Genomic DNA, 21,273 nt, shown 5'->3' with positions numbered 1-21,273 from the left:
TGGTGGAGCTACGCGGGATCGAACCGCGGACCTCTTGCATGCCATGCAAGCGCTCTCCCAGCTGAGCTATAACCCCAACTCACCTCGGCGCCACCGAAGTTATCTCCGGCAACGGAGGCGCATGATAGGCATCACCCGCTTTGCTGTCAACCCTAAAATAACCGCGACTGATTCGTTTAGTCAAAATTGCAGCAGTTCGCTGTTTTTACCAGCAAGGCGCGTGCTATCTCTCTGTTTTATGTCACAAATCAGCTCAAGCACCTATAAAGGAGAGGCCGTGCAGCAAGCCCCTTTCCCCGTGCAACGCCCCCCGCTCTCAGACCTCTCTATGCTGGCTGGTAATCAGCTTCTCCCCCGTCACCTCGGGAAAGCCTTTCCATAAAGGGCATTGCATTTGAAAACCCTTTCCATGATTTTTGTAAATTTACAACACAGAAAGTTGATCTGGCTCACAAATGACCATAGGATCAAACCGTGACCCACGTCACACACCATAACCATAAATGACAGAGCGATGAGGTAAACCATGTTTGAGAATCTGGCAGTCCTGTTCCACCTGCGCGGTGCAACTACCAAGAACGGCGTTGTAGAGAAAGATGCCTATGCCCCCTCCACCCGTGAATACTACTTCCGCTACGGCAAGTAATTGCTGAAAGCCTTTCACGGAAAATGTAATAAAACAACAACACACATCATCACACAGCCCTTTCGAGGCGCTGTCCTGTCTGGGCCAGATGTTCCACGGCCAAACCTGAACTCCACCAAACAAGAATGGGGCCCGCAGGCCCCATCTTTTATTGCATCGGCTCATTGCAGGATCTCGGCCTGATCCAGGTATGACACCATGAAATCCCCTTGCCGGGAGCGCTGGCTTGGATAACACCAGCATCCGGGAAGCTGGCTATGATGCTTTCCATCCTTGTTCAACAGCCAAATGCCGTCGATTAGGTACTGCATGAAGGGACAGCATGACGACGGACAGAGATTTAAAAAGAGCAAGCGAAGTTGAGCAAGCCCTCATCCTAGCGATACCGACCCGCTGGCCTGTCTCGCCAACAGCGGGATGCTCGCCTCTTGGGCAACCTGAAAATATTCGGCCGCAGACTTTCCAGCAGTGTAATTACAACAACGGAAAGGTTGCCACGAATCAGGTTCACACCTTATCAGAGAGCAGTGCAGCCATCACTTGGGGAGAGCCTTCATGCCGGCACCACAAGTCGGCCTGACCGGATACAAGACAGAGCAGAAAAAGAGGGATTGGCAGAGCAACCAATGTTCAGCGCCGCGGGTTGCAAAAGCGGGGCATGACCAGCATGCCCCGCCACAACTCAAGCCTTATTTACAGCTGGCGGCCCCCACATCCTGCCAGACGTCGTGTTTGCCGGGCTCGTTGCCCTTGGTCCAGTATTGCGCTTTCCATTGACGGCCATTATGGGTGGTGATCTCGCCACCGTTGTAGGCCACATTGGCATCCCAACCCAGTTGCACCTTGCTCACCAGCAACCACTGATCCGCGGTACGGCTCGGCTCGTTGCCCTGAGTCCAATACTTGGCCTGCCACACCAGCTGGTTGTGACTCACCTTGTCACCGCCGTTGTAGACCTTGCTCGCCTGCCAGGCAGGCCAGTTGGCCGCATCCGGATCGATGGCCGAGCAACCGCCACCACCGCTGACCGGCTTGACCGTCAGACGGGTTGCCGCGCTGGCATCCAACCCACCGTCGGAGACGGTGACGCTCAGGTCATAGCCGGTGTCGATGGTGACGTTCGGGCCAGTCACCACCAGGGTGGCGCTGTTCTGACCCGTTGCGGTGATGCCTGCCGGCACGCTCCACTGATAGGTCAACGGATCACCGTTCGGATCAGAGGCGGTCGCCTTGATGGTCACCTGCTTGCCCGCCTCCACAGAGGCCGTGGCAGGTACACTCACCACCGGCGCCAGATTGGCCTGCGGCGCCTTGTTGGTGACCACCACCTGATCCTTGGCACTCAACTGCTGGTCATCGGTCACTGTCAGCTCGAACACCAGATTGATGTCGGTGGACACGGCATCGAGTACAACGCGGGCATTGGCCTGAGTGGCATCAAACAGGGTGACCTGCGGGCCGGATACCTGCTTCCAGCTATAGGTGAGGGCGCCATTTTCCGGGTCGTGGGACGCGGAACCATTCAGCGTCACCTCGGTCGGGCCAGTGACACTCAGATCGCTGCCCGCGTTGGCCACCGGCGGCTTGTTGGCTGGCGGAGTGGTTCCCTCGCCGTGACCCAACCCCTCGTGCATGGCATTGAGGATGTCGCCGTTGTCGGCGTCGATCTCCCAGGAGAAGAGGCCGCCCAGCTTGTTGGCTAGCACATACTGCCCCTTGGCCTTGACCGAGCGGTCGTTGTCATAGGTGATGAGATCGCCGGTCGAAGCCTTGAACAGATAGGGAGCCTCGGCCACCTCGTCGTAGCTCTTCTCCCAGCCAGCTCCCATCCGGTTGTTGACGATGTCGCGGTAATCGACCACGCCATCTTCCCAGGTGCCTTTCACCTTGCCGGTCGCCTTGCCGGTGAAGGGGTTGTTGCCCTGATAGCCGCTCACGCCAGTCCAGCCACGGCCATACATGGCGGCACCGACCACCAGCTTGCCGGGGTCAACCCCTTGCGCCAGCATCAGGTTGACTGCCTTGTCGGTGGTGTACTTGGTATCGGGATCCCAGCTCGCCGCGTAGAGGTTAGTCTGGTGACCCAACTCGGTGTTGCTCCAGGCGCCGTTGTAGTCGTAGGTCATCATAAAGATGTGGTCCATGTAGGGTTGGGCCGCCCTGTAGTCCACATCCTGGATCTTGTCCCCCCCGGCCCCGATAGCCGACGTCAGCTCATACTGGCGACCAGTCTGCGACTCCAGCTCGTCGAGCATGGCGCGCAGCTCCTTCATCAGGGCCACGTAGGTGGCACCATCACTCGGGCTACCCAGCTTCGGGTTGGCACCCTGTCCGCCCGGATACTCCCAGTCAATGTCCACGCCATCGAAGAATTTCCAGGTCTGCAGGAACTCTTTGACCGAGGCGACGAAGGTATCGCGCTTGGTTTTGTCACCGAGGAAGTAGAAGGGGTCGGAAAGGGTCCAGCCGCCGACGGAGGGGAGGATCTTGAGGTCAGGGTAAGCCTGTTTGAGCGCCATCAGGGCACCGAAGTTACCCTTGTAAGGCTCGTCATAGGCAGTCAGGCCACTTTGCGGCATCTGAACGGCGGCCCAAGGATCGTGGATCGCAACCTTGAAGTCGGCACGACCGGCACACGCACGTTGCAACGCCTGGAAGCTCCCTTCGATCTCCTTGAGGCTATCGTTGAGGCCATCCCCGCCACAGATGGGGGTGAAACCATAGAGGATATGGGTCAGGTTCTGGGCCGGGATCTTGTCCACTGTGAACTTGCGACCATAGACGCCCCACTCCACGTAGTAGGTACCGACCACCTTGCCGGACTTGTTGGCGTAGGGCTTGTTGTTCTCCTGCAACGCAGCCTTTAGCGGCGCCAGGTGGCTGCCATCGGTATCGGCGACCACGATCTCCTTGGCATCAGAGAGAGTACAGCCATCGGCATTGCAGAGGGCCACCTGCATCTGGTAGCGCCCACCTTTGTTCACCTTGAATTTGGCCGTGCCTGCAGCAGCAGAGGGGCCAGACCACACCTCCTTGCCATCAAGCAGTACCTTGGCAGTCTGGCCGACGTCACCGCTCCAGAGGTTCCAGCTCACCTCCACATCGGCGGCATCCTTGACCTTGACCAGATTGTTGTAGGAGGTTGCCGCCTGATCCACTTCAACAATGGCGAACTTGATGGGACCCCAGCCGATGGTGGGCTTGCCCGGCGCAGCCGCATAAACGGCAGATGAGGCAAGCAGGGAGCCGACCATCATGGCCAGCAATGCGGGTTTTGGACTTAGCATATTGTTTTCCTTTACGTTATGGACAAACGAAAGGGCAACACAACACGACAGGCAACACAAACACGACTACCCCTTGGCAAAGGCAGCCAGCATAACACTGTGGTGGCCCCGCTATCCCAGCTCAACAACGCCTTTAGACCGGAGGCTTTGCGTCCCGACTTTTCAATCGGTTTGCCCTTGTCACAACTTTATTTTCGGCGATAACTAATCGCGAATTAACTCTATGGCAATTTATATAACTAAGCAAACAAGACCATTCCAAACCCGCTACTGGCCGTACCTGACGCTGAGCCATAGCTTCATGATTCATCTTTAAAATACAAGGGAGCATTGGCCATGATTAATAGCTACCAAACTGATTAAGCTAAATATTTCACTAAAACAAAATAAAACGACAAAAGCTCAATACCTGTGGCACAACACAACAAGAGGTAGCCATACCTCACGGCAACAAGTGAATTAAAAGTCAATTTATTGCATACCAGTATCTTCCTCCCCCCACCCCTTCTTATTCAGACACCACAAACTTGTTTATCTGCCCCCCAGAGCACAAACGTACAATCCGGCCAGAATGTAAGCAACTGGATAAACAGACATACGCAGTTGTTTATTTTTATTGGCATTTTTATATAATGCCCGCACGTCCCAGTGGCACAGCTGGATAGCGCGCGCCCCTCCTAAGGGCGAGGTCGCAGGTTCGAATCCTGCCTGGGACGCCACCCATCATCCCCTTTTCGCATTCACTCATCTCTTTGGCGATTCGTTCGACGTCCAGCAGCACTCTGCTTGCACCATCAAAATTCTCACCAAGTCACAAGTAATTGTATTCACGCGGCATTCGGCATCTCTCCTCTCTCTGATAGACTGCTTTTTTTGGCTGAGCCCTACGGCAAAGCCAGCAGCTTCATCTTGCAAAGGAGTGTTGGATGTCCGGATGTTCCTGGTGGGATAGATCCACCGGTTTTGCACTGCTGACCATTGTGCTGTGGGCCTCACTGGCGGCGCTGACGTCACGGGTCACCAGCGTGTCACCACTGGTGCTGGTCGGGCTGGTGCTGTTTTTCTGCGGGGTCGGGGCCTTGCCGTTTTGGCGCCAATGGCGCGCTCGTCCTATTACCTGGCTGGTGACGGTTACGGCATTGCTGCTCTACCATCTGCTGCTCTTTATGAGTTTTCGCCATGCCCCGGTGCTGGAGGCCAACCTCATCAACTACCTCTGGCCGCTCTGCATCATTCTGTTCACCCCGCTGTTGTTGCCCGGCCATCCACTCCATGCCCGTCATCTGCTGGCTGGCGCCTTTGGTCTGGCGGGCTCCATGCTGGTGATGGTCAATGGCGAGCTGCAACTGCAACAGACCTATCTGCCGGGATACCTGTTGGCGCTCGGTGCAGCTGTCGTCTGGGGGGCCTATTCGGTGCTGTCACGCCGTCTGCCACCGGCACCTGCCGTGGTCACTGCGGCAGCCTGCCTGCCCGCTGGTTTGCTGGCTCTGCTGCTCGCCCGTCTGCTGGAGGGGCCCCTGCCGCTCGCGCAGATCCCCACCAGTGACTGGTGGCTGATCATCGGGCTGGCGCTGGGCCCCATGGGGGCGGCCTTTGTGACCTGGTATCTGGCACTGCGAGACGGCGATCCACGCCGGATCGGTGCCCTTGCCTACCTGACACCGCTGCTGAGTACTTTGCTGTTAGTGGCATTGAACGGAGAAGAGCTGACCTCGCGCCATCTGCTGGCCGGTGCACTTATCATGGGAGGCGCCCTGCTCGGTATGCTGGGCCAACGCAACAGAGCTCAGGCATCCCCAGCCAGTTAAGTCGGTAAAATAGGGCCACCTGACCATGCTGTCATAAAAACGCCATCATCCCTGTTTAGGCTCGGGCCACGCTCCCCCATGGTCTGTGCTGACAGGAATTACCCCGTGAAAATCGCCCATTACGCCACCCTATCCTCCCTTGTTTTGTTACTGGTTGCGGGAGGACAGGCGCTGGCCCTCTACCACGGCTGGCAACAGCTTGCCCATGCCAATCAGGCCCAGCATCAGCACGAGACGCTGCAACAACTGGTGACGGTGACCCTGCAAAACAGCCTGCGTGACTACCTCAACAGCGGCGATCCACAGCAACTGACCGCGGCAGAGAAGATCCGCCAGCAAGCGCTCTCCTCGCTGGCCGCTCAGGATGATGCCGTGGCGGCCCCGCTCAGACAGCAACTCAAACAGATGGCGCAGCGCATCGCGCACGACTATCAGGCCGCAGGCAAGCTCTCGGGCAACAGCCAACTGCTGCTGCAAAATGCGGAGAGTGAGCTGGGCAGCCAAGCTATGGCGCTGATCCGCTATGGGGAGCAAGGTGCCAGCACGGAACAATCTGCCGCAGCACAGCAATATCGCCGCGGTGCAACCGAGATCCTGGCGGGCCTGCCGCGCCTCGCCCATTTGCGCCAAAGCTATATGGAACAGGGCAATGAGAAGCTGCTCGAAGGGATCCGCTTCGAGCTGGAGGCACTGCAAAAACAGGCCCAAGCGCTGCAAGCCTTGCCGCTGCTCGGCCTGTATGAAGAGGTGCCCGCCGATGAGTTCACCCTGGGGGAGCCGGTACGCAAGGAGCTGGGAGATCAACCGCGCAGCGAATTACGCTCGCTGCTGGGCCGCTATCCGCAGGAGCTGGCCAACAGCCGCACGGCGCTACAACAGCAACAGGCTGGCCGCCAGACCGTGCAGCAAGACATCATGGCCATGTTGCAAGCGACCAGACAGATGGGGGAACAACTTGCCCACGAGCGGCAAGCCGTCAATCAGGAGCTGGCCACCATCCTCGGCACGCTGGCGCTCTGTCTGGTGGTAGTCGCCCTGCTGTTTGCACTGGTGCAACGACGCTGGCTGCTCGCTCCCTTGTTGCGACTGCGCGGAGCCTTTCTGCAGCTCGATCAGACTGGGCAGGCCGAGCCGTTATCTGCCGGGCGTGATCGCAACGAGCTGGCCGATATCGTTGCCAGCTACAATCGGCTGATCGGTCGCCTGCAGCAGGATCAACAACAGAAAGAGGGGCAGCTGTCTGCGGTATCCCTCAGTCTGAAAGGAATGGTCAGCCAGGTTGACGAGATCCACCACAGCACCCGCACCACCGAGCTGGTAGTCGACGAGAGCGGTCAGATGATGGATGAGCTGAACCAGCTGGCCGGAGAGGTCCATCAGGTCGCCGCCGACATCGCCCGGCATGCCCACCATAACGAACAGGCGATGAGCCAGAGCGAAGATCTGGTGGGCAGCATGCTGCACGCTACTCGTCAGACCGGGCTGGCAATTGACGAGAGCGATGAGGCGCTGGAAGCCCTCACCCGCTCGGTTGCCGATGTGACGGACATTGTCGATGTCATCAGTCATATCGCCCAGCAGACCAACTTGCTGGCCCTCAACGCCGCCATCGAAGCGGCCCGTGCAGGGGAACAGGGGCGCGGCTTTGCCGTGGTCGCCGATGAGGTGCGCCACCTCTCGGCCAATACCCAGCAATCCCTCAACCAGATCACCGAGATTCTGCGGCGTCTGACCCAATCTGGTGAACAGCTTGGCACCGTGCTGAACCGGATCACCAGCGAGTCAAGCCGCCAACGGGCACAAGCCGAGCAGTTGCGCCAGACCACCCAGGCGGTGCGGGAGATCGCCCGCAACACCGCAGTGATCGCCCTGCAGGGCGCCGACAATGCCAAAAGTCAGGAGCACAAGCTGGCCAGTTTTGCCGATTTGATCGCCCGTATTCGTCAGCAGGCCTGTCAGGTAAGCCAACTCTCGGTGCAGGTCTCGTCCCATATCCACCATCAGGCGCAACAGATCCCCCGCATCCTCGGCCAGCAAGGCTGACCCTATTCGCCCCACATCCCCACCAATTCACTTTCCCTCGACCAGAGGGAAAGTTTTTTTGTAGCACAAAATTATATGTTGCCTGCAGGTTAACAGCTTCCCTTCCCCCGTATCTGATGAAAACCCGCACCGGCGCTGGCCACACCTCCAAGAAAACGCTCTCATTACCGTGATACCGGCCATGAGGCTGTTTACGACCTTGCCCATGATTATTTGCACTCGGTCATACTTTTGAAACGTTGAGGGAACTTTTCATTGATATTTCGCACCGCGAACGTACTCTTGGAGTTGTCCGATAGCCAAGAATCGGAACAAAAAAAACAACATGTGATGATCAGGACTGCCAACTACAGATGTGCCAAGACATCCGGGTTTGCAGATAACCAAGAGAAGATTTTTTGCCCTTCGGGGTTTTGATTGCAATGCCAATACCGAGCGGTAGGCCCGATGCCAGCTGCCGGAAAAAAGCTAAGTCCATAAAATCAGGAGCAATAAAAATGGAAAAAGTGATCTTCAAGCGCGCCGCTTTGAGTGCCGCTGTGGTAGCCGCTCTGGTCGCCCCCGGCATGGCGTTGGCAGCCCAGGATATGATGAGCCCGGAATATGGCCAGTCCTATGAAACCTTCGTAAAAGACTCCAAACTGACCGGTGGCCTGTTCTACTTCCAGCGTGATCGTCAGCGCATCGATGGTGACCCGACTGCCGCCAAGAAAGAAGGCAAGTACCAGTCCAACCTGAGCCATTCCACCGTCCAGGCAGCTCTCAACTTCAACTCCGGTTATGCCTGGGACACTGTTGGTCTGGATCTGGGCGGCTTCGGTGCCTATGACCTGGCCGTTACCGAAAACCATCCGGTCAACCAGGAGAACGAATTCTCCTTCGCAGGCAACTCCTGGGGCAACAACTACAAAGATGGCTCTCCCGAGGGTGGCTTCAGCCTCTCCAACGCAGCTCTGAAGCTGAAATTCCTGGACGGCGGTGTGACTGCCAAGGGTGGTTACACCCAGCTGTATGTCCCTGGCCAAATCGGTGTTAACTGGTCCTATCAGCCGGGCACCTATCGTGGTGGTCAAGTCGAAGGCAACTTTGGCGGTCTCTACCTGACCTACGCCATCGCTGACGAGTACAAGGCCCCCTGGTACAAAGAGACTCAGGTCTTCTCTCGCGCCAAAGCGTGGATGGATCCGTTCGCTGATGAAAACGTCATCGACTATATCCACGGTATCGCGGCTCGTTACACCTTTGAAAATGGCACTGCCGTGACCGGTTCTTTCGGTCAGTCCGAAGGCTACATGGACAGCTACCACTTCAAACTGGCTCACAAGTTTGACGTACTGGGCGGCCTCGCCACCAGCTACCAGTTCTACGGTTCCGAGACCGAGACCTACACCAAGGGCGGCTCCCAGATTGAAACTTACGACGGCCTGGCATGGCAACAAGCACTGACCGCTGCCTGGAACTACGCCCAATACGGCTTCCGTCTGGAAGGTCTGTGGACCAAGGCTGAAGGTGCGGAAGGCAACTACCTGCCCCGTCTGACCCGTGGCTACGCCAACTCCCAGGGCGCCAACGAAATTTGGTGGGATTCCCGCTCTGACTGGAACGCCAACAACGAAAAAGCACTGTTCTTCGGCGTGACCCGTTCTCTGGATGATCTGGTTGGTGCGCCGGGCTGGGCTGTCGGTGTATCCGGCGCCTACGGTTGGGATATCGAAAATGGCCAAGGCAAGAAAGCAGCCAACGGCGAGGATACCGAGTGGGCCGTCAACTTCGATGTCAGCTATACCGTGCAGGATGGCAAGCTGAAAGGCACCCTGTTCAAACTGCACTACACCGACTACAACAACGACATCAGCCAGGGCGGCGGTTGGACCGATTACCCCAACATCTTCGCCTCCGAGCACGACGTCAAGTTCCACATCATCATGCCGCTTACCTTCATGTAATCAGGCAATACGATGTCAGCAAACCGGGCCACTTGGCCCGGTTTTCTTTTTTCCGGTTGGCAGGCTAACATGCGAGCCGGATAAGGGTTTTATCCACTCACCAGCACGCTTTTGTCAGCAGTCACAAGGACGCCATCATGCCCCGTTTTGTTTTGATCACCGGTTGTTCCAGCGGTATTGGCCTCGCCGCCGCACAGGCGCTGGGGCAGCACGGTTTTACCGTGATCGCCTCGGCGCGCAAGGCGGAAGATGTGGCCCGTCTGCAGCAACAGGGATTGCTGGCAGTACAGCTGGATCTGGCGGATTCTGCCTCCATCGAGCTGGGTGCCAGTGCGGCGCTCCATCTGGCAGGCGGGCGCCTCTATGGCCTGTTCAACAATGGCGCTTATGGCCAACCCGGGGCGCTGGAAGATCTGCCCACCGAAGCGCTCAGGGAGCAGTTCAATACCAACCTGTTTGGCTGGCACCATCTGATCCGTCAGGTGCTGCCGCCGATGCTGGAGGCCAAAGAGGGACGGATAGTGCAGAACAGCTCGGTTCTGGGACTGGTTGCCATGAAGTATCGCGGCGCCTATAACGCCAGCAAGTTTGCGCTGGAAGGTTATAGCGACACTCTGCGCCTCGAACTGGCGGGTAGCGGGGTACATATCAGCCTGATTGAACCGGGCCCCATCGATACCCGTTTTCGTGCCAATGCTCGCAACGCCTTCCTGCGCCACATCGATCCGGCCCAGAGCCGTCATCAGTCGGCCTACCGCCAGACCCTGACGCGGCTGGAAAAAGAGGGGGCCACCAGCGGCTTTACCCTCTCGAGCGAAGCCTGTATCCCTCCGCTGCTCCATGCGCTGACCCACGCCCATCCCAAAGCGCGCTATCCGGTGACCACTCCAACCCGGCTGTTTGCCTTCCTGCGACGGGTATTGCCCACTCGCTGGCTCGATAAACTGCTGGCCAAATCGGCCTGATCCCGTGATGGGCGACAAGCATCCTGCCGCCCGGATTGAGTTAGCTGTATAGCGGCGTAATCCAATCCGCCAACCTGGTTTGCCCCACTCTTCAATAGTGCTCGCCATTGCTGTAGTAGGCGCTCTTGACCAAAGGTATCACCTGCACCACCACATAGGTCTGCTCCCCCAGCACCCGTTTCAAATGGCACGTGATAAGGCGCGCGGCGGCGTCCTGCATCTCCTGCGGCCGCTCGAACCAGTGCAGCTCGACAAACGGAAAACCCGCCTCTGGCTCGCCGTTGCGGATCCAGCTGCTCTCCACCCGCTCCATGGTGACAAACTCCGGCTTGCCGCCGGTCAGCTCGCAAAGTTCGGCCAGCAGCGGGCCGCTCACCTGTTGCAGGGTATCGAGCGTCACGGCGCGAAAACGAAGATGGGGCATGGCAAACCTCTTGGTTATCTGAAATGAGGACTTATCATAAGAGTTATTGTCAGCAAGAGAAGTCACCCGGCGCACATTAAGGATCCCCATGAGATTTCATCGCACCCTCTTTGCCTTCCTGCTCTGCCTGCTGCTACCACTGCACGCCTTTGCCGATCCCGCCTTCTATCGGGTGAGCAAGGGCAACCAGCAACACTGGCTGCTGGGCTCCATCCATGCGGGAAAACCTTCCCTCTATCCTCTGCCCGAGCCGGTGGAGCGTGCCTGGCTGCAGAGTCGCGCACTGGTGATGGAGGTGGACATGAATAGCATCACGCCGGATCAGTGGCAACAGACCGGCTCCCTCACCCGACTGGTGGATGGCAAACCGCTCAAGGATCATCTCCCTGCCGAGCTCTATCAACGCACCCTGATGGCGGGGGCCCGCTATGGCATCGACGAGGCTACCCTCGCCACCCTGCGCCCCTGGTTTGCCGCCATTACCCTGACCCAGGCCGCCATGGCCCGCTCCGACTTCAAGAGTGAACTCGGGATAGACCAGCACTTTGCCGTCCGGGCCGCCAAAGAGGGCAAACCGGTAGTGGGTTTTGAAACCCTGCTGGAGCAGCTCGGTTATCTGGCCAGCGTGGGTGACAACCAGACCCTGATGCTCGCCAGCACCCTGGATGAGCTACCGATGCTGGAGAGTGGTTTCGCCGCCGTGATGAAGGCCTGGCAGCAGGGAGATGAGGCGACGCTTATCAATCTGCTCAAGGAGGAGATGGCTCCCTCTGCGCTACAGAGCTGGATGGAGCAGACCCTGCTGGCCGAGCGCAACCACAACTGGCTGAAGAAATGGTCCACCCTGCCCAACGAGAGCTTTATCGTGGTAGGCGCCCTGCACCTTTATGGCGAACAGGGGTTGCTGGCGTTGCTGGAGCAGCAAGGGTGGCGCATTACCCCGCTCACCACACCGGGCCCTGTGCAGGCTCGGTAGCAAGGAGTCCAGTGAGAACGATCACAGATCGCACTGGTCATTAAACAACCTGCAAGGGAGTTGATCGGGATCATCCCGGACAGGGCAAAGAGGTATTTATCATGCCTGTCATCAACCGGGTGACAGGAGCAATAAAATGGACTTTTGGCTGGACCTGATGTTTGGCAACAGCGTGGGATTGATGTCGATGCTGGTGATTATCGGCACCTTCTTGCTCATCAGCTCTTACGCGGCCTACTTCATCTACAAGGTGATGCACTCGCAACCGCCTCATTCACAGCAACCCCATTCTCAACAACCCAAAGAGGGCAAATAATCCTCTGACCACAGGCGGCAGTTCACACTGACCGCCTGTGCTGTTTTATGGTTCGCGACTGTGATTCCCGGGCCAGGATGCACCAGTGTCCATGCCGGGTGCCCCTTATCCCCTCCCCCTTTCCCCGTTTTCTGTGCCGGTTGCGGCCGTTATAATGGCCCCCACTTTTTCTTATGGGGAGCCTGCCGTGTCTCATAACGACGAACTCTCGCTATTCATGAATGAAGTGGCCGACGTGCGGCCCATTCGCAGCGACAACATCCATCCCCATGCGGCCAAATCCGCCCCGACCGAGGCGCAGCTCGCTCGCCGTCAGGCTGCCACCGCCGAGCAACTCGCCCTCGACCACCTCACCATGGAGGCCATCGAGATGCGCGATCCGCACGAAATCGTCGGCTTCAAGCGTGATGGGGTGCAGGAGGGGGTCTACAAGAAGCTGCGGCTCGGCAAATACGAGCTGCAAGCCAGCCTGGACTTGCACCAGAAAACCCTCAACGAAGCGCGCCAGACGCTGGTGCAGTTCATTGCGGATTGTGAAGTCCGGGATATCCGCTGCCTGCTGATCCTGCACGGCAAGGGGGAGCGCAGCACCCCGCGCGCCCTGCTGAAAAGCTATGTGAGCGCCTGGTTGCCGCAACTGCCCGCCGTCATGGCGATCCACAGCGCCGAGCGTCGCCACGGCGGCAGCGGTGCTCTATACGTGCTGCTGCGCAAAAGCGAACGCAAAAAAGCGGAAAACCGCGAACGGCACCAGAAGCGGCTCGGCTAATCCGCCTCTCGCCCCCACGCCTTTGGCCCGCCTGCATGATGGTGGTCAACGATGCTGCGGCGGTGTTAGCATCGAACGGCCCCGAGCATGCCAGGTACGGGGCGGCATACCATCAGGGACGATAACAAGGACAATCCCATGTCATATCAAAAGCTTGAACAACATCAGCAACAGATCCACCGCTTTAGCCACCTCGCCGCCATCTGCGGCTGGGATCAGGCGGCCATGATGCCGGAAGGGGGCAACGATGCTCGCGCCGAAGCAATGGCCGAACTCGGTCTGCTGATCCACCAGAAGCGCACCGCTCCCGAGCTGGGCGACTGGATTGCCAAGGCCGAGAGCGAACCGCTCGATGAAGTGCAACGTGCCAACCTCGGCGAGATCAAGCGCCAGTGGCAAGATGCCAGCCTGCTGCCCGGTGAGCTGGTCGAAGCGCTGTCGCTCGCTGGCAGCAAGTGCGAGCACGCCTGGCGCAGCCAGCGCAAGAACAACGACTGGGCCGGCTTTGCCCCCAATCTCGAGGAGGTGGTGAAACTCTCCCGTGAAGTGGCGCAGCTGCGGGCCGATGCGCTTGGCGTGCGCCCCTACGACGCCATGCTGGCGCTCTATGAGCCGGGCATGACCAGCGCACGGCTCGATCAGATCTTCGGCGATCTCGCCAGCTGGCTGCCGGCTCTTATCCAGACCGTGAGTGAACAACAAAAGGGCGATGCCCTGCTGCTGCCGCAAGGCCCCTTCCCCATCCCGACCCAGCAGGCGCTCGGTCAGGAGGTAATGGGGCTGCTCGGCTTTGATTTCGCTCACGGCCGCCTCGATGTGAGCAGTCACCCCTTCTGTGGCGGCGTGCCGACCGACGTGCGGATCACCACCCGCTATAACGAGCAGGAGTTTGTCTCCAGCCTGATGGGCATAGTGCACGAAACCGGTCACGCCCGTTACGAGCAGGGGCTGCCGCGTCATCTGCTGGGTCAGCCGGTGGCCGAAGCGCGCTCCATGGCGATCCACGAGAGCCAGAGCCTGTTTTGCGAGATGCAGCTGGGGCATCATCCGGCCTTCCTCGCGCTGCTGGCACCACGCATTCGTCACCACTTCGGCGAGCAGGCGGCGTTTGCGCCGGACAATCTGGCCAAGCTCTACAGCCGGGTCGAGCCGGGCTTTATCCGGGTCGATGCGGACGAGGTGACCTATCCGGCCCACGTTATCCTGCGCTACGAGCTGGAGCGCGATCTGGTGGAAGGGAAGATCGAGGTGGCCGACATCCCCGAACGGTGGGACGCCAAGATGCAGCAGTGGCTGGGGCTCTCCACCAAGGGCAACTACCGCAATGGCTGCATGCAAGATATTCACTGGACCGACGGCTCGTTCGGCTACTTCCCGAGCTACACCCTGGGCGCCATGTATGCCGCCCAACTGCGCTTTGCCCTCGAGAAAGAGCTGGGCAGCATGGGTGAGGTGATCGCGGCGGGCCGCCTGCCGGAGATCTTCGGCTGGCTCGGACGCCACATCTGGTCACAGGGGAGCCTGCACAGCACCGACGAGCTGGTGCGCCGCGCCACCAATGAAGCGCTCAACCCGCACTGGCTGCGCCAGCATCTGGAACAGCGTTATCTGAAGTAATGAGCGCAGTAAGCTAACAGCAGAACGGGGCCCTTTTTAGTTGACCACTACAGGGCCCGTTTTTATGGCGGTTCATTTTTATGGCGGTGCATGGCACAGCACGCCACCACCATGCTGTAAAAAGAGAAAATTCAGAGAGGATCAGGGGCACCCAGCAACTCGCGCAGTTGCAGGATATTGCCCTCCGGGTCGAAGGCGTTGCGCACCACAAAGCCGGGCCCCGTCCACTGCTGTGGCAGCAGGCCGCCGCCGAGATCCGCCGCCTTCGCTTCTGCCCAGGCGAGGCTGGAGACGGTGAAGAACAGCTTGATGGCCCCCTCTTCCCGCAGTGCCGGCGGCCGCTTGATAACAACTTGCCCGGCATAGGGCGCAGGAATGGCGTGGATCAGCAGCTGGATATCGCTGTTTTCCAGCACCACCAGCTGCTCATCCTGACTGCAGACCACCATCTGCAGCAGGGTACGGTAAAAGTGGGTCAGCAGGCCCGGATCCTTGGCATAGATCAGGGCACCGGCGCGAGCTGGGCCTGGCATGGAGCACTCCTCAACAGTGAACGACTGGGTGGACAGATCTCCACCATCTCACAGTTGCGCGCCCCATTCGATCCTTTTTAGCGGCTCGCCAGCCTCACTGCACAAAGTGCCACTGCCGCAGTGCCAGTGTCGGAGGCGGCCCCTGATCATCCCCCAAATCTGCCATGCCCAGCGCCTCGTCATAGTGCACACCGCCCGCGCCACTCTCGGTCAAGTGTTTTGCCCGCACCGCCCCGTACAGACCGCCACTTCCGCTGATCTTCATCTCGGTGAGCGGGGCATAGAGAGCGGCATAGAGCGGCGTATTGCCCGACAGCTTGACCCCATCCTTGCCGCTATACGCGGAATAGATAGAGATAGCGGGCGTACCGCCAGCGGTCAGCCCCTGTTTGGCTGCCGTCACCTCGGCACCGGCCCCAAGATCGACCTTGCCGCTGACGATCAGGGTCAGGCTGCTCCCCTCGCTCACCGTCAACTTGTTGCTGCCTGTCATGGTGAAATCCTTGTCGATCAGCAGCACCACATCCCCCTTGATGGTGAGCTTGGCATCGGCCCCCATATTGAGGCTGTCGAGCTTGTAAATAGTCTGTTCCTTGCCAAACAGCTCCCCTTTGCCGGGGAACGGTAGCCCGGGCTTGTGCTGGTTGCTGCTGGTTACCGAGCCGGTGGAGGGATCCGTGGTCAGCACCATCTGCTGGGTGGCCCCGAGCGTCAGCGGGCCATTGATGGGCAATGTTGCAGGGGGGAACGATTTGGGCAACGCGGCCACATTGAGCGGGTCACACACCTGCCCGGCCACAGGCGGTAGCTTGGGATGAGTTCGGTATTGGGGATACAGATACTTCTGATGCTTGGCATCAAGGAATGCCCCGTTCCCACCATAGTTCAACTTGTCGTCAGCAATGCTTGTGCCATGACCCATAGAAACATCACCATTGATCGCAACAGCTCCGGCAATATGCCCCCCTTGCAAGGCAAAATTTCCACTCCCGTTTACGCTGCCCTCAACCCTGACGACCCCATCAGAGGGAGAAATTGTGATGTCGCCACCAGCAAGTACATTACCCGCAACAGGTGAAGAACCGTTCAAGGTCACCGAGCCGGTCGCCCGCACATCACCCCAGATGGGGGAGTGCCCGGCGAGCACCACATTGGCCTTGTCGCTGACGGTCGCCACCTTGGCGTTCTGCCCCTGATTAAGAGTCCCGGAAACAGACTCCTTGTACGCCCCCTTGCGCGAATCGTAGCTGTCGATAAAACCGCTCCCAGAGAGGCTCAACCCTTCACACGCCACCACCGAATCCTGAAAGATGAGATTGCCCGGCTCGCGCTTGAGGGCAAACAGGGCGTTGAGGCTGGCATTGCCCTCCAGATAACGGCCATGGCTCTGCAACGCCAACTTGCTGCCTGTAGAGGCATCCAGCTGATCGATGCGAAAGCGGCTGCCCGCCATGGCCCCTTCCCCCTTGCCAGGCACCTTCTGCACCAGTTGATCCCACTCTATCCGTGGTTCGGCGCCGAGCGCCTGATGCAGGGCGCGATAACTGTCGTTCATCCCCTGCTCGGCACTGAGCTGCGCATTGATCTTCTTGTGAAAATTGCCGCTCAGGCGGGTTTGCAGCTGATTCTCCTGAATGCTGGTAAACACCAGCAGGCTCGACAGCAGGCTCACCACCAGCACCACCAGCAATACGGCTCCCCGCTGCCCCTGCAATCCCTTGTTCATCCTGCTCCCCCTGCACCGGATGTGGCCAGTGCTGCCGCCCAGACCGCCTTGCGGCGTGCCACCTGCACCTCTACCCCCGGCGCCAGATAGCTCGGCAGCCCTTCGGGCAAGATACGGATATTGACCAGCGCCCCCTGCTGGCCGAATTCAAGATCCTGAAGATGGGCCAGCAACAGACGCGGGCCATCCCCGTCATCGCAACTGAGTACCGGCGGCGTGAAGCGGTACTGCTCGGTAAAATCGGCGGTTTTCTGGTTGCCAAGGCAGGAGAGCACCTGACTGCCCCCCTCTACCTTGAAAGCCAGCGTCAGGCGATCAGGGGTGACCGCTATCAGCTGATCCGCCTGCTTGATGCTGTTGGTAAAGGTGAGAGTGGCAAAGCGCAGCACCTCGTTCGCCTGCTCCAACGCCTTGCTCTGCTCGACCGTGCTCTTGATGGGCACGTAACCGGCAAAAATCGCCAGCATCAGCATCAGACCGAGCACCATGGAGATCATCAGCTCGACGAGACTGACACCTCGCTGTCGGAAGGGAACGTTCAGCATAGTGGTGGAAATCCTGCGTTCAGCTCCACCCGCTTGGCGCCGGAGACCCGCTCATCCTGCCACTCGATAGCGACCACAAAGTTGTCGCTATAACGGTTCGGTAGCACCAGCCGGTGGCCCTCGAGCAGGGTGAAGCGGGCAAGAAAATCGCCCTGGGTGAACCGCTCCGGCTTGCGCTGCACTTCGCACAGCGAACCCCATATCTGCTCCACGCTGTTGCTCGCCTCGATCGTGGCCAGGGTGCTCTGCAGGCTATAGTGCGCCTGCTGCAACGAGACCACCTGCCCCTTGGCGAGACCAAGAAACACCATCACCGCCAACACCATGGAGACCATGATCTCCACCAGATTGAACCCCTGCTGACGGGCAAGTGCGGCGTGTCTCATGAGCAGCTCCCTTGCAGCAGCTGACCGCTCGGGGCCACGCAGAGTACACGCTGCTCACCGAGGCGATTGGCCAGAGTGATCTCGGCGTGGCTGCTGCTGCCGGTTGGCGCGATCCGGATCGGCTCAAACGGTTTGATCACCACTCCGCCAGCAGGTGCTGCCGCCTGACGCAGCAACTTGCTGTCAGCCATCACCTCCCAGCCACCGTTCTCGGTGCCCTGCAGTACCACCGGCAGGGTCAGCTTGACCGCTTCGCTGCGGGCAAAGCGGTAGGCTGACGCGAGCTCGGTCGCACTGCGATCGAGTCGTTCGGCCGCGAGGCGCTGACTCATGGAGGGCAACCCGACTAGCAGCAAAATAGCGGCGATGCCGACCGTGATCATCAACTCAATCAGAGTAAATCCGCGCACGTTCATCTTATGATCCCCAGCAGTCATGGCGATTGGCCGCGCGATAACCGGTCTGATCTAGGGTCAGAGTGCCGCACTCATCCTGTTGTCGCGTCGTTGGAATGGCTTTGAGCAGATAGTCACCAGCATCTTGCTGGCTGTAGCTGAACTGGTAGAAATCCGTGTTGGAAGGGGTGGCAAACGTGGCGGGATAACGCCCCTGTTGGGTATAGATACGTTCGAGGGCGAGCGCCTGCTCCAGCAGTTGCTGCTGCGCTTCGTAACGACGTCCCTGTTGCAGATAACCCTGATACGCTGGCAACGCGATGGCTGCGAGAATGCTGACAACCGTCATGGCGATCAACAACTCGATCAGACTAAAGCCCCGGCAATGGGGCCATGCCTTACAGTCGTTCACTTATCATCCTTGGCAAGTGTTGTTGTTATTGGTCGGCCCTGAGCCGTAGATGCGATGACTTAATAATCATCAAAAATTAACCGACTCAATTGAACAACACAAAATTGTAATTCTCAATGTAAAAAAGCTAATTATGTGATCCATTGTTAATTTCCAAGCCTTTCTCATCACAACTAATCTCGCAATACAAATAAAGTTAAACCCATTGCGCCCCCATCTATCCGCTATGGGCTCTGCTACCCGTGCACAGTGGTAAACAAAATGAAGGGGTAGTCGACATGGAAGAGTGCAACGAAACCTGCGGCCGATTTTTCCTATCCCTGTCCGCTTCTGGCTAGTCACGGCCCCCGAGCCCCCTTACTCTTTTGCCATCTGTTCCAGCAAAGCCGCCAACACCATGAATGCAAAACCAAGCCCTGAGTTGTCACCGGATGAGGTGATCAACACCCTCAGCCGTGAACAGTGTCACGCCGCACGGCTCGCCCGCGACGCTCGCTTTGATGGCCGTTTTTTTACCGGCGTCATCTCGACCGGCATCTACTGCCGGCCAGTCTGCCCGGCACGGCCACCGCACGAGCACAACGTGTGCTACTTCCAAAGCGCCGCGGCCGCCGAGCAGTATGGCCTGCGACCCTGCCTGCGCTGCCGCCCTGAGCTGGCCCCCGCCGCCCGTGGCGATCTGCCGGTTGAACTGGCACGTCTGCTGGCGCGCATCGATCGCGGCGAGCTGGCTGACGGCACGCTCGCTGAACTCGCCGCTGAGGCAGGGATAAGCGAACGCACCCTGCGCCGCCAGTTCGAGCAGCACCTCGGCGCCTCGCCAAAACAGGTGGAACAGACGCGCCGCCTGCTGCTCGCGAAACGGCTGCTGACTGAAACCGGGCTGCCCATTACCGACATCGCGTTTGCCGCCGGCTTTGCCAGCATCCGCCGCTTCAATGACGCCTGGCTCAACGCCTACGGGCTGGCCCCACGCACTCTGCGCCAGCAGGAGCAGCACGCTGACGCGCCAGAACACATAAGTGCGGAGCCGCGCGGCGCCCCCCTGACCCTGCAATTGCCCTATCGCCCCCCGTATGACGTAGCGGCCATGCTGGCGTTCTACCGGATGCGGGCAATCCCGGGGCTGGAGCGGGTAGATGGCGAGGTGTATGAGCGGCGCTACCGGGTCGGCGATCGGGTCGCGCTGGTGCGCATCGCGCAGGGCAAGGGGCATAGCCTGCAGCTTACCGTCCATGATCTGCCGCTCGCGGCGCTGCCCGATCTGCTCTATCGAGTGCGCCGGATGTGGGATCTCGATGCCGATATGCAGCGGATCGGTGATCTGCTCGGTCAGGATCCGCTGCTCGCCCGCTTGCAAGCGCGCTGGCCCGGCGTACGGCTGCCTGGTGGTTGGGATGAGTACGAAGTAATGCTGCGCGCCATCGTCGGCCAACAGGTCTCGGTCAAGGGGGCCATCACCATACTCGGGAGACTGGTGGCCCGCACCGAGGCGCAATTCGGGGTGGCGCAACTACCGACCCCCGCTCAGTTGTGCGAACTCGATCTCGACGGTATCGGCATGCCCGGCAGCCGTATTCGCACCCTGCGGGGCGTGGCACAGGCGCTGGCCAGCGGCGAGCTGACCCTCACGACAGCCAGTGATGAGCAGTTGCAGGCGCTGCCGGGCATAGGCCCCTGGACGGTCGCTTACTGGCGGCTGCGTTGCGGGCTGGATACCGATGCCTTCCCCGCCTCCGATCTGGTACTGCAAAAGGCACTCGGCGGCGGCACCAAGCTGCCGGTGAAAGAGGTGTTGGCGCAAAGCGCTGCATGGCAGCCGTGGCGCAGCTATGCGGCCAGCTGGCTGTGGCACGCCATGAGCGAAGCGCCCGATTTGCTGCTCCGTGCCACTGGCAACGAACAACAGCCAGATACCCAACAACAGGAGATAACCCCATGATCCGCTACGATATCCTGCCGACCCGCTACGGCGATCTGCTGGTTGCCATCAATGAATCCGGTCTGGTGCACGTGGACTTTGTGGCGGGCCTGCGGGCACTGCCCGATATGAGTGGCTGGCAGCAAGATCACGGAGCACTGGCCCCGTTCCTCGCCGAATTTGACGCCTATTTTGCCGGTCGCTTGCAGCGCTTCTCCCTACCCCTTGCCGCCCGTGGCACCGCCTTTCAGCAGGCGGTATGGCAAGCGCTGTGCGACATCCCCTACGGCGAGACCCGCAGCTACAGCGATATTGCTCGCACCATCGGCAAACCCGATGCGGTGCGGGCAGTGGGCGCGGCGAATGGCCGCAATCCGCTCTCGATCATCGTCCCCTGCCATCGGGTGATCGGCCAAAACGGCAGCCTGACCGGCTATGCGGGGGGATTGGAGATTAAAAAAGCACTGCTGGCGCTGGAGAGGGGCAATTAAAGGAGGGTAGGCAGAGAACCTGCGATAAAAATTGCCCCTTTCCGGATGGAGAAAGGGGCTCATT

The 21,273-nt window shown here is 59.3% G+C and carries 18 protein-coding genes, 2 tRNA genes and 1 riboswitch; of the genes, 11 read left to right on the top strand and 9 right to left on the bottom strand.

What is annotated here, in order from left to right:
• Both G5332_RS14410 and G5332_RS14405 read right to left on the bottom strand, forming a co-directional pair.
• Nucleotides 1-76 (bottom strand) — tRNA-Ala (locus tag G5332_RS14410).
• Nucleotides 77-1,335: 1,259 nt separating this feature from the next.
• The gene (locus G5332_RS14405) at nt 1,336-3,933 is read right to left on the bottom strand and encodes a glycosyl hydrolase family 18 protein (protein WP_421172961.1); all 2,598 of its coding nucleotides are present in this window, start codon (nt 3,931-3,933) and stop codon (nt 1,336-1,338) included.
• Nucleotides 3,934-4,031: 98 nt separating this feature from the next.
• Nucleotides 4,032-4,119, bottom strand: a riboswitch (cyclic di-GMP riboswitch).
• A 456-nt stretch (nt 4,120-4,575) separates the two neighbouring features.
• Here G5332_RS14405 and G5332_RS14400 point away from each other — a divergent pair.
• The 5 genes from G5332_RS14400 to G5332_RS14380 all read left to right on the top strand — a co-directional run bounded on the left by G5332_RS14400 (nt 4,576) and on the right by G5332_RS14380 (nt 10,698).
• A tRNA-Arg gene (locus G5332_RS14400) sits at nt 4,576-4,652 on the top strand.
• 207 nt (nt 4,653-4,859) lie between these two features.
• Nucleotides 4,860-5,744, top strand: coding sequence for a DMT family transporter (locus tag G5332_RS14395; protein WP_181269729.1), 885 nt, complete (start codon nt 4,860-4,862; stop codon nt 5,742-5,744).
• Between the two features lie 105 nt (nt 5,745-5,849).
• Nucleotides 5,850-7,787 carry a methyl-accepting chemotaxis protein gene (locus tag G5332_RS14390; protein ID WP_421172960.1) on the top strand — a complete coding sequence of 646 codons (1,938 nt, stop codon included), beginning with the start codon at nt 5,850-5,852 and terminating at the stop codon, nt 7,785-7,787.
• Nucleotides 7,788-8,284: 497 nt separating this feature from the next.
• Nucleotides 8,285-9,733: an OprD family outer membrane porin gene (locus G5332_RS14385; protein ID WP_204481162.1), complete on the top strand. Its 1,449-nt coding sequence runs from the start codon at nt 8,285-8,287 to the stop codon at nt 9,731-9,733.
• A gap of 137 nt (nt 9,734-9,870) precedes the next feature.
• On the top strand, nt 9,871-10,698 hold the full coding sequence (locus tag G5332_RS14380; protein WP_216951930.1) for an SDR family oxidoreductase: 828 nt from the start codon (nt 9,871-9,873) through the stop codon (nt 10,696-10,698).
• Between the two features lie 91 nt (nt 10,699-10,789).
• Here G5332_RS14380 and G5332_RS14375 read toward each other — a convergent pair whose 3' ends face one another.
• On the bottom strand, nt 10,790-11,122 hold the full coding sequence (locus G5332_RS14375; protein WP_421172959.1) for a DUF1904 family protein: 333 nt from the start codon (nt 11,120-11,122) through the stop codon (nt 10,790-10,792).
• 88 nt (nt 11,123-11,210) lie between these two features.
• Between G5332_RS14375 and G5332_RS14370 the strand changes: the two genes are divergently transcribed.
• From G5332_RS14370 to G5332_RS14355, 4 genes are all read left to right on the top strand, one after another.
• Nucleotides 11,211-12,098, top strand: a complete 888-nt coding sequence (locus G5332_RS14370) for a TraB/GumN family protein (protein WP_421172958.1) — start codon at nt 11,211-11,213, stop codon at nt 12,096-12,098.
• A gap of 136 nt (nt 12,099-12,234) precedes the next feature.
• The gene (locus G5332_RS14365) at nt 12,235-12,414 is read left to right on the top strand and encodes a DUF3149 domain-containing protein (RefSeq protein WP_005338733.1); all 180 of its coding nucleotides are present in this window, start codon (nt 12,235-12,237) and stop codon (nt 12,412-12,414) included.
• Nucleotides 12,415-12,601: 187 nt separating this feature from the next.
• Nucleotides 12,602-13,183 (top strand): DNA endonuclease SmrA, encoded by a 582-nt coding sequence (smrA, locus tag G5332_RS14360; protein WP_005338734.1) that lies wholly within the window; start codon nt 12,602-12,604, stop codon nt 13,181-13,183.
• Nucleotides 13,184-13,321: 138 nt separating this feature from the next.
• Nucleotides 13,322-14,800, top strand: coding sequence for a carboxypeptidase M32 (locus G5332_RS14355; protein ID WP_421172957.1), 1,479 nt, complete (start codon nt 13,322-13,324; stop codon nt 14,798-14,800).
• Nucleotides 14,801-14,931: 131 nt separating this feature from the next.
• Here G5332_RS14355 and G5332_RS14350 read toward each other — a convergent pair whose 3' ends face one another.
• The 6 genes from G5332_RS14350 to G5332_RS14325 all read right to left on the bottom strand — a co-directional run bounded on the left by G5332_RS14350 (nt 14,932) and on the right by G5332_RS14325 (nt 18,797).
• On the bottom strand, nt 14,932-15,333 hold the full coding sequence (locus tag G5332_RS14350; RefSeq protein WP_421172956.1) for a glyoxalase/bleomycin resistance/dioxygenase family protein: 402 nt from the start codon (nt 15,331-15,333) through the stop codon (nt 14,932-14,934).
• 94 nt (nt 15,334-15,427) lie between these two features.
• Nucleotides 15,428-17,059, bottom strand: a complete 1,632-nt coding sequence (locus tag G5332_RS14345; RefSeq protein ID WP_323930531.1) for a DUF7305 domain-containing protein — start codon at nt 17,057-17,059, stop codon at nt 15,428-15,430.
• Entirely contained in the window at nt 17,056-17,604 is a 549-nt protein-coding gene (locus G5332_RS14340; protein WP_042656732.1) for a PilW family protein, read from the bottom strand. Before G5332_RS14340 ends, G5332_RS14345 begins: the two co-directional genes overlap by 4 nt.
• Nucleotides 17,598-17,990 (bottom strand): type IV pilus modification PilV family protein, encoded by a 393-nt coding sequence (locus G5332_RS14335; RefSeq protein WP_042656731.1) that lies wholly within the window; start codon nt 17,988-17,990, stop codon nt 17,598-17,600. Before G5332_RS14335 ends, G5332_RS14340 begins: the two co-directional genes overlap by 7 nt.
• Nucleotides 17,987-18,406, bottom strand: coding sequence for a GspH/FimT family pseudopilin (locus G5332_RS14330; protein ID WP_042656730.1), 420 nt, complete (start codon nt 18,404-18,406; stop codon nt 17,987-17,989). The genes G5332_RS14335 and G5332_RS14330 overlap by 4 nt, the downstream gene beginning before the upstream one ends.
• Before the next feature lies 1 nt (nt 18,407).
• Entirely contained in the window at nt 18,408-18,797 is a 390-nt protein-coding gene (locus G5332_RS14325) for a type IV pilin protein (RefSeq protein WP_159143118.1), read from the bottom strand.
• Nucleotides 18,798-19,194: 397 nt separating this feature from the next.
• On the opposite strand from G5332_RS14325, the gene G5332_RS14320 reads away from it, so the two are divergent.
• Both G5332_RS14320 and G5332_RS14315 read left to right on the top strand, forming a co-directional pair.
• Complete coding sequence (locus G5332_RS14320) at nt 19,195-20,739, top strand: AlkA N-terminal domain-containing protein (protein ID WP_421249840.1); 1,545 nt, start codon at nt 19,195-19,197, stop codon at nt 20,737-20,739.
• A complete protein-coding gene (locus G5332_RS14315; RefSeq protein WP_335830778.1) occupies nt 20,736-21,209 on the top strand; it encodes a methylated-DNA--[protein]-cysteine S-methyltransferase in 474 nt (157 codons plus the stop codon). The genes G5332_RS14320 and G5332_RS14315 overlap by 4 nt, the downstream gene beginning before the upstream one ends.
• The last annotated feature ends 64 nt before the right edge of the window (nt 21,210-21,273 follow it).

The organism is Aeromonas sp. 603757, from assembly GCF_049171255.1.
Taxonomy (GTDB): Bacteria; Pseudomonadota; Gammaproteobacteria; order Enterobacterales; family Aeromonadaceae; genus Aeromonas; species Aeromonas veronii_A.
This window is presented reverse-complemented; position numbering and strand designations above follow the sequence as displayed.

Coding starts and splice junctions, on each gene's coding strand:
- G5332_RS14405 (WP_421172961.1), bottom strand. CDS start 3,933: ATGCTAAGTCCAAAACCCGCATTGCTGGCCATGATGGTCGGCTCCCTG.
- G5332_RS14395 (WP_181269729.1), top strand. CDS start 4,860: ATGTCCGGATGTTCCTGGTGGGATAGATCCACCGGTTTTGCACTGCTG.
- G5332_RS14385 (WP_204481162.1), top strand. CDS start 8,285: ATGGAAAAAGTGATCTTCAAGCGCGCCGCTTTGAGTGCCGCTGTGGTA.
- G5332_RS14380 (WP_216951930.1), top strand. CDS start 9,871: ATGCCCCGTTTTGTTTTGATCACCGGTTGTTCCAGCGGTATTGGCCTC.
- G5332_RS14375 (WP_421172959.1), bottom strand. CDS start 11,122: ATGCCCCATCTTCGTTTTCGCGCCGTGACGCTCGATACCCTGCAACAG.
- G5332_RS14370 (WP_421172958.1), top strand. CDS start 11,211: ATGAGATTTCATCGCACCCTCTTTGCCTTCCTGCTCTGCCTGCTGCTA.
- G5332_RS14365 (WP_005338733.1), top strand. CDS start 12,235: ATGGACTTTTGGCTGGACCTGATGTTTGGCAACAGCGTGGGATTGATG.
- G5332_RS14355 (WP_421172957.1), top strand. CDS start 13,322: ATGTCATATCAAAAGCTTGAACAACATCAGCAACAGATCCACCGCTTT.
- G5332_RS14350 (WP_421172956.1), bottom strand. CDS start 15,333: ATGCCAGGCCCAGCTCGCGCCGGTGCCCTGATCTATGCCAAGGATCCG.
- G5332_RS14345 (WP_323930531.1), bottom strand. CDS start 17,059: ATGAACAAGGGATTGCAGGGGCAGCGGGGAGCCGTATTGCTGGTGGTG.
- G5332_RS14340 (WP_042656732.1), bottom strand. CDS start 17,604: ATGCTGAACGTTCCCTTCCGACAGCGAGGTGTCAGTCTCGTCGAGCTG.
- G5332_RS14335 (WP_042656731.1), bottom strand. CDS start 17,990: ATGAGACACGCCGCACTTGCCCGTCAGCAGGGGTTCAATCTGGTGGAG.
- G5332_RS14330 (WP_042656730.1), bottom strand. CDS start 18,406: ATGAACGTGCGCGGATTTACTCTGATTGAGTTGATGATCACGGTCGGC.
- G5332_RS14320 (WP_421249840.1), top strand. CDS start 19,195: ATGAATGCAAAACCAAGCCCTGAGTTGTCACCGGATGAGGTGATCAAC.
- G5332_RS14315 (WP_335830778.1), top strand. CDS start 20,736: ATGATCCGCTACGATATCCTGCCGACCCGCTACGGCGATCTGCTGGTT.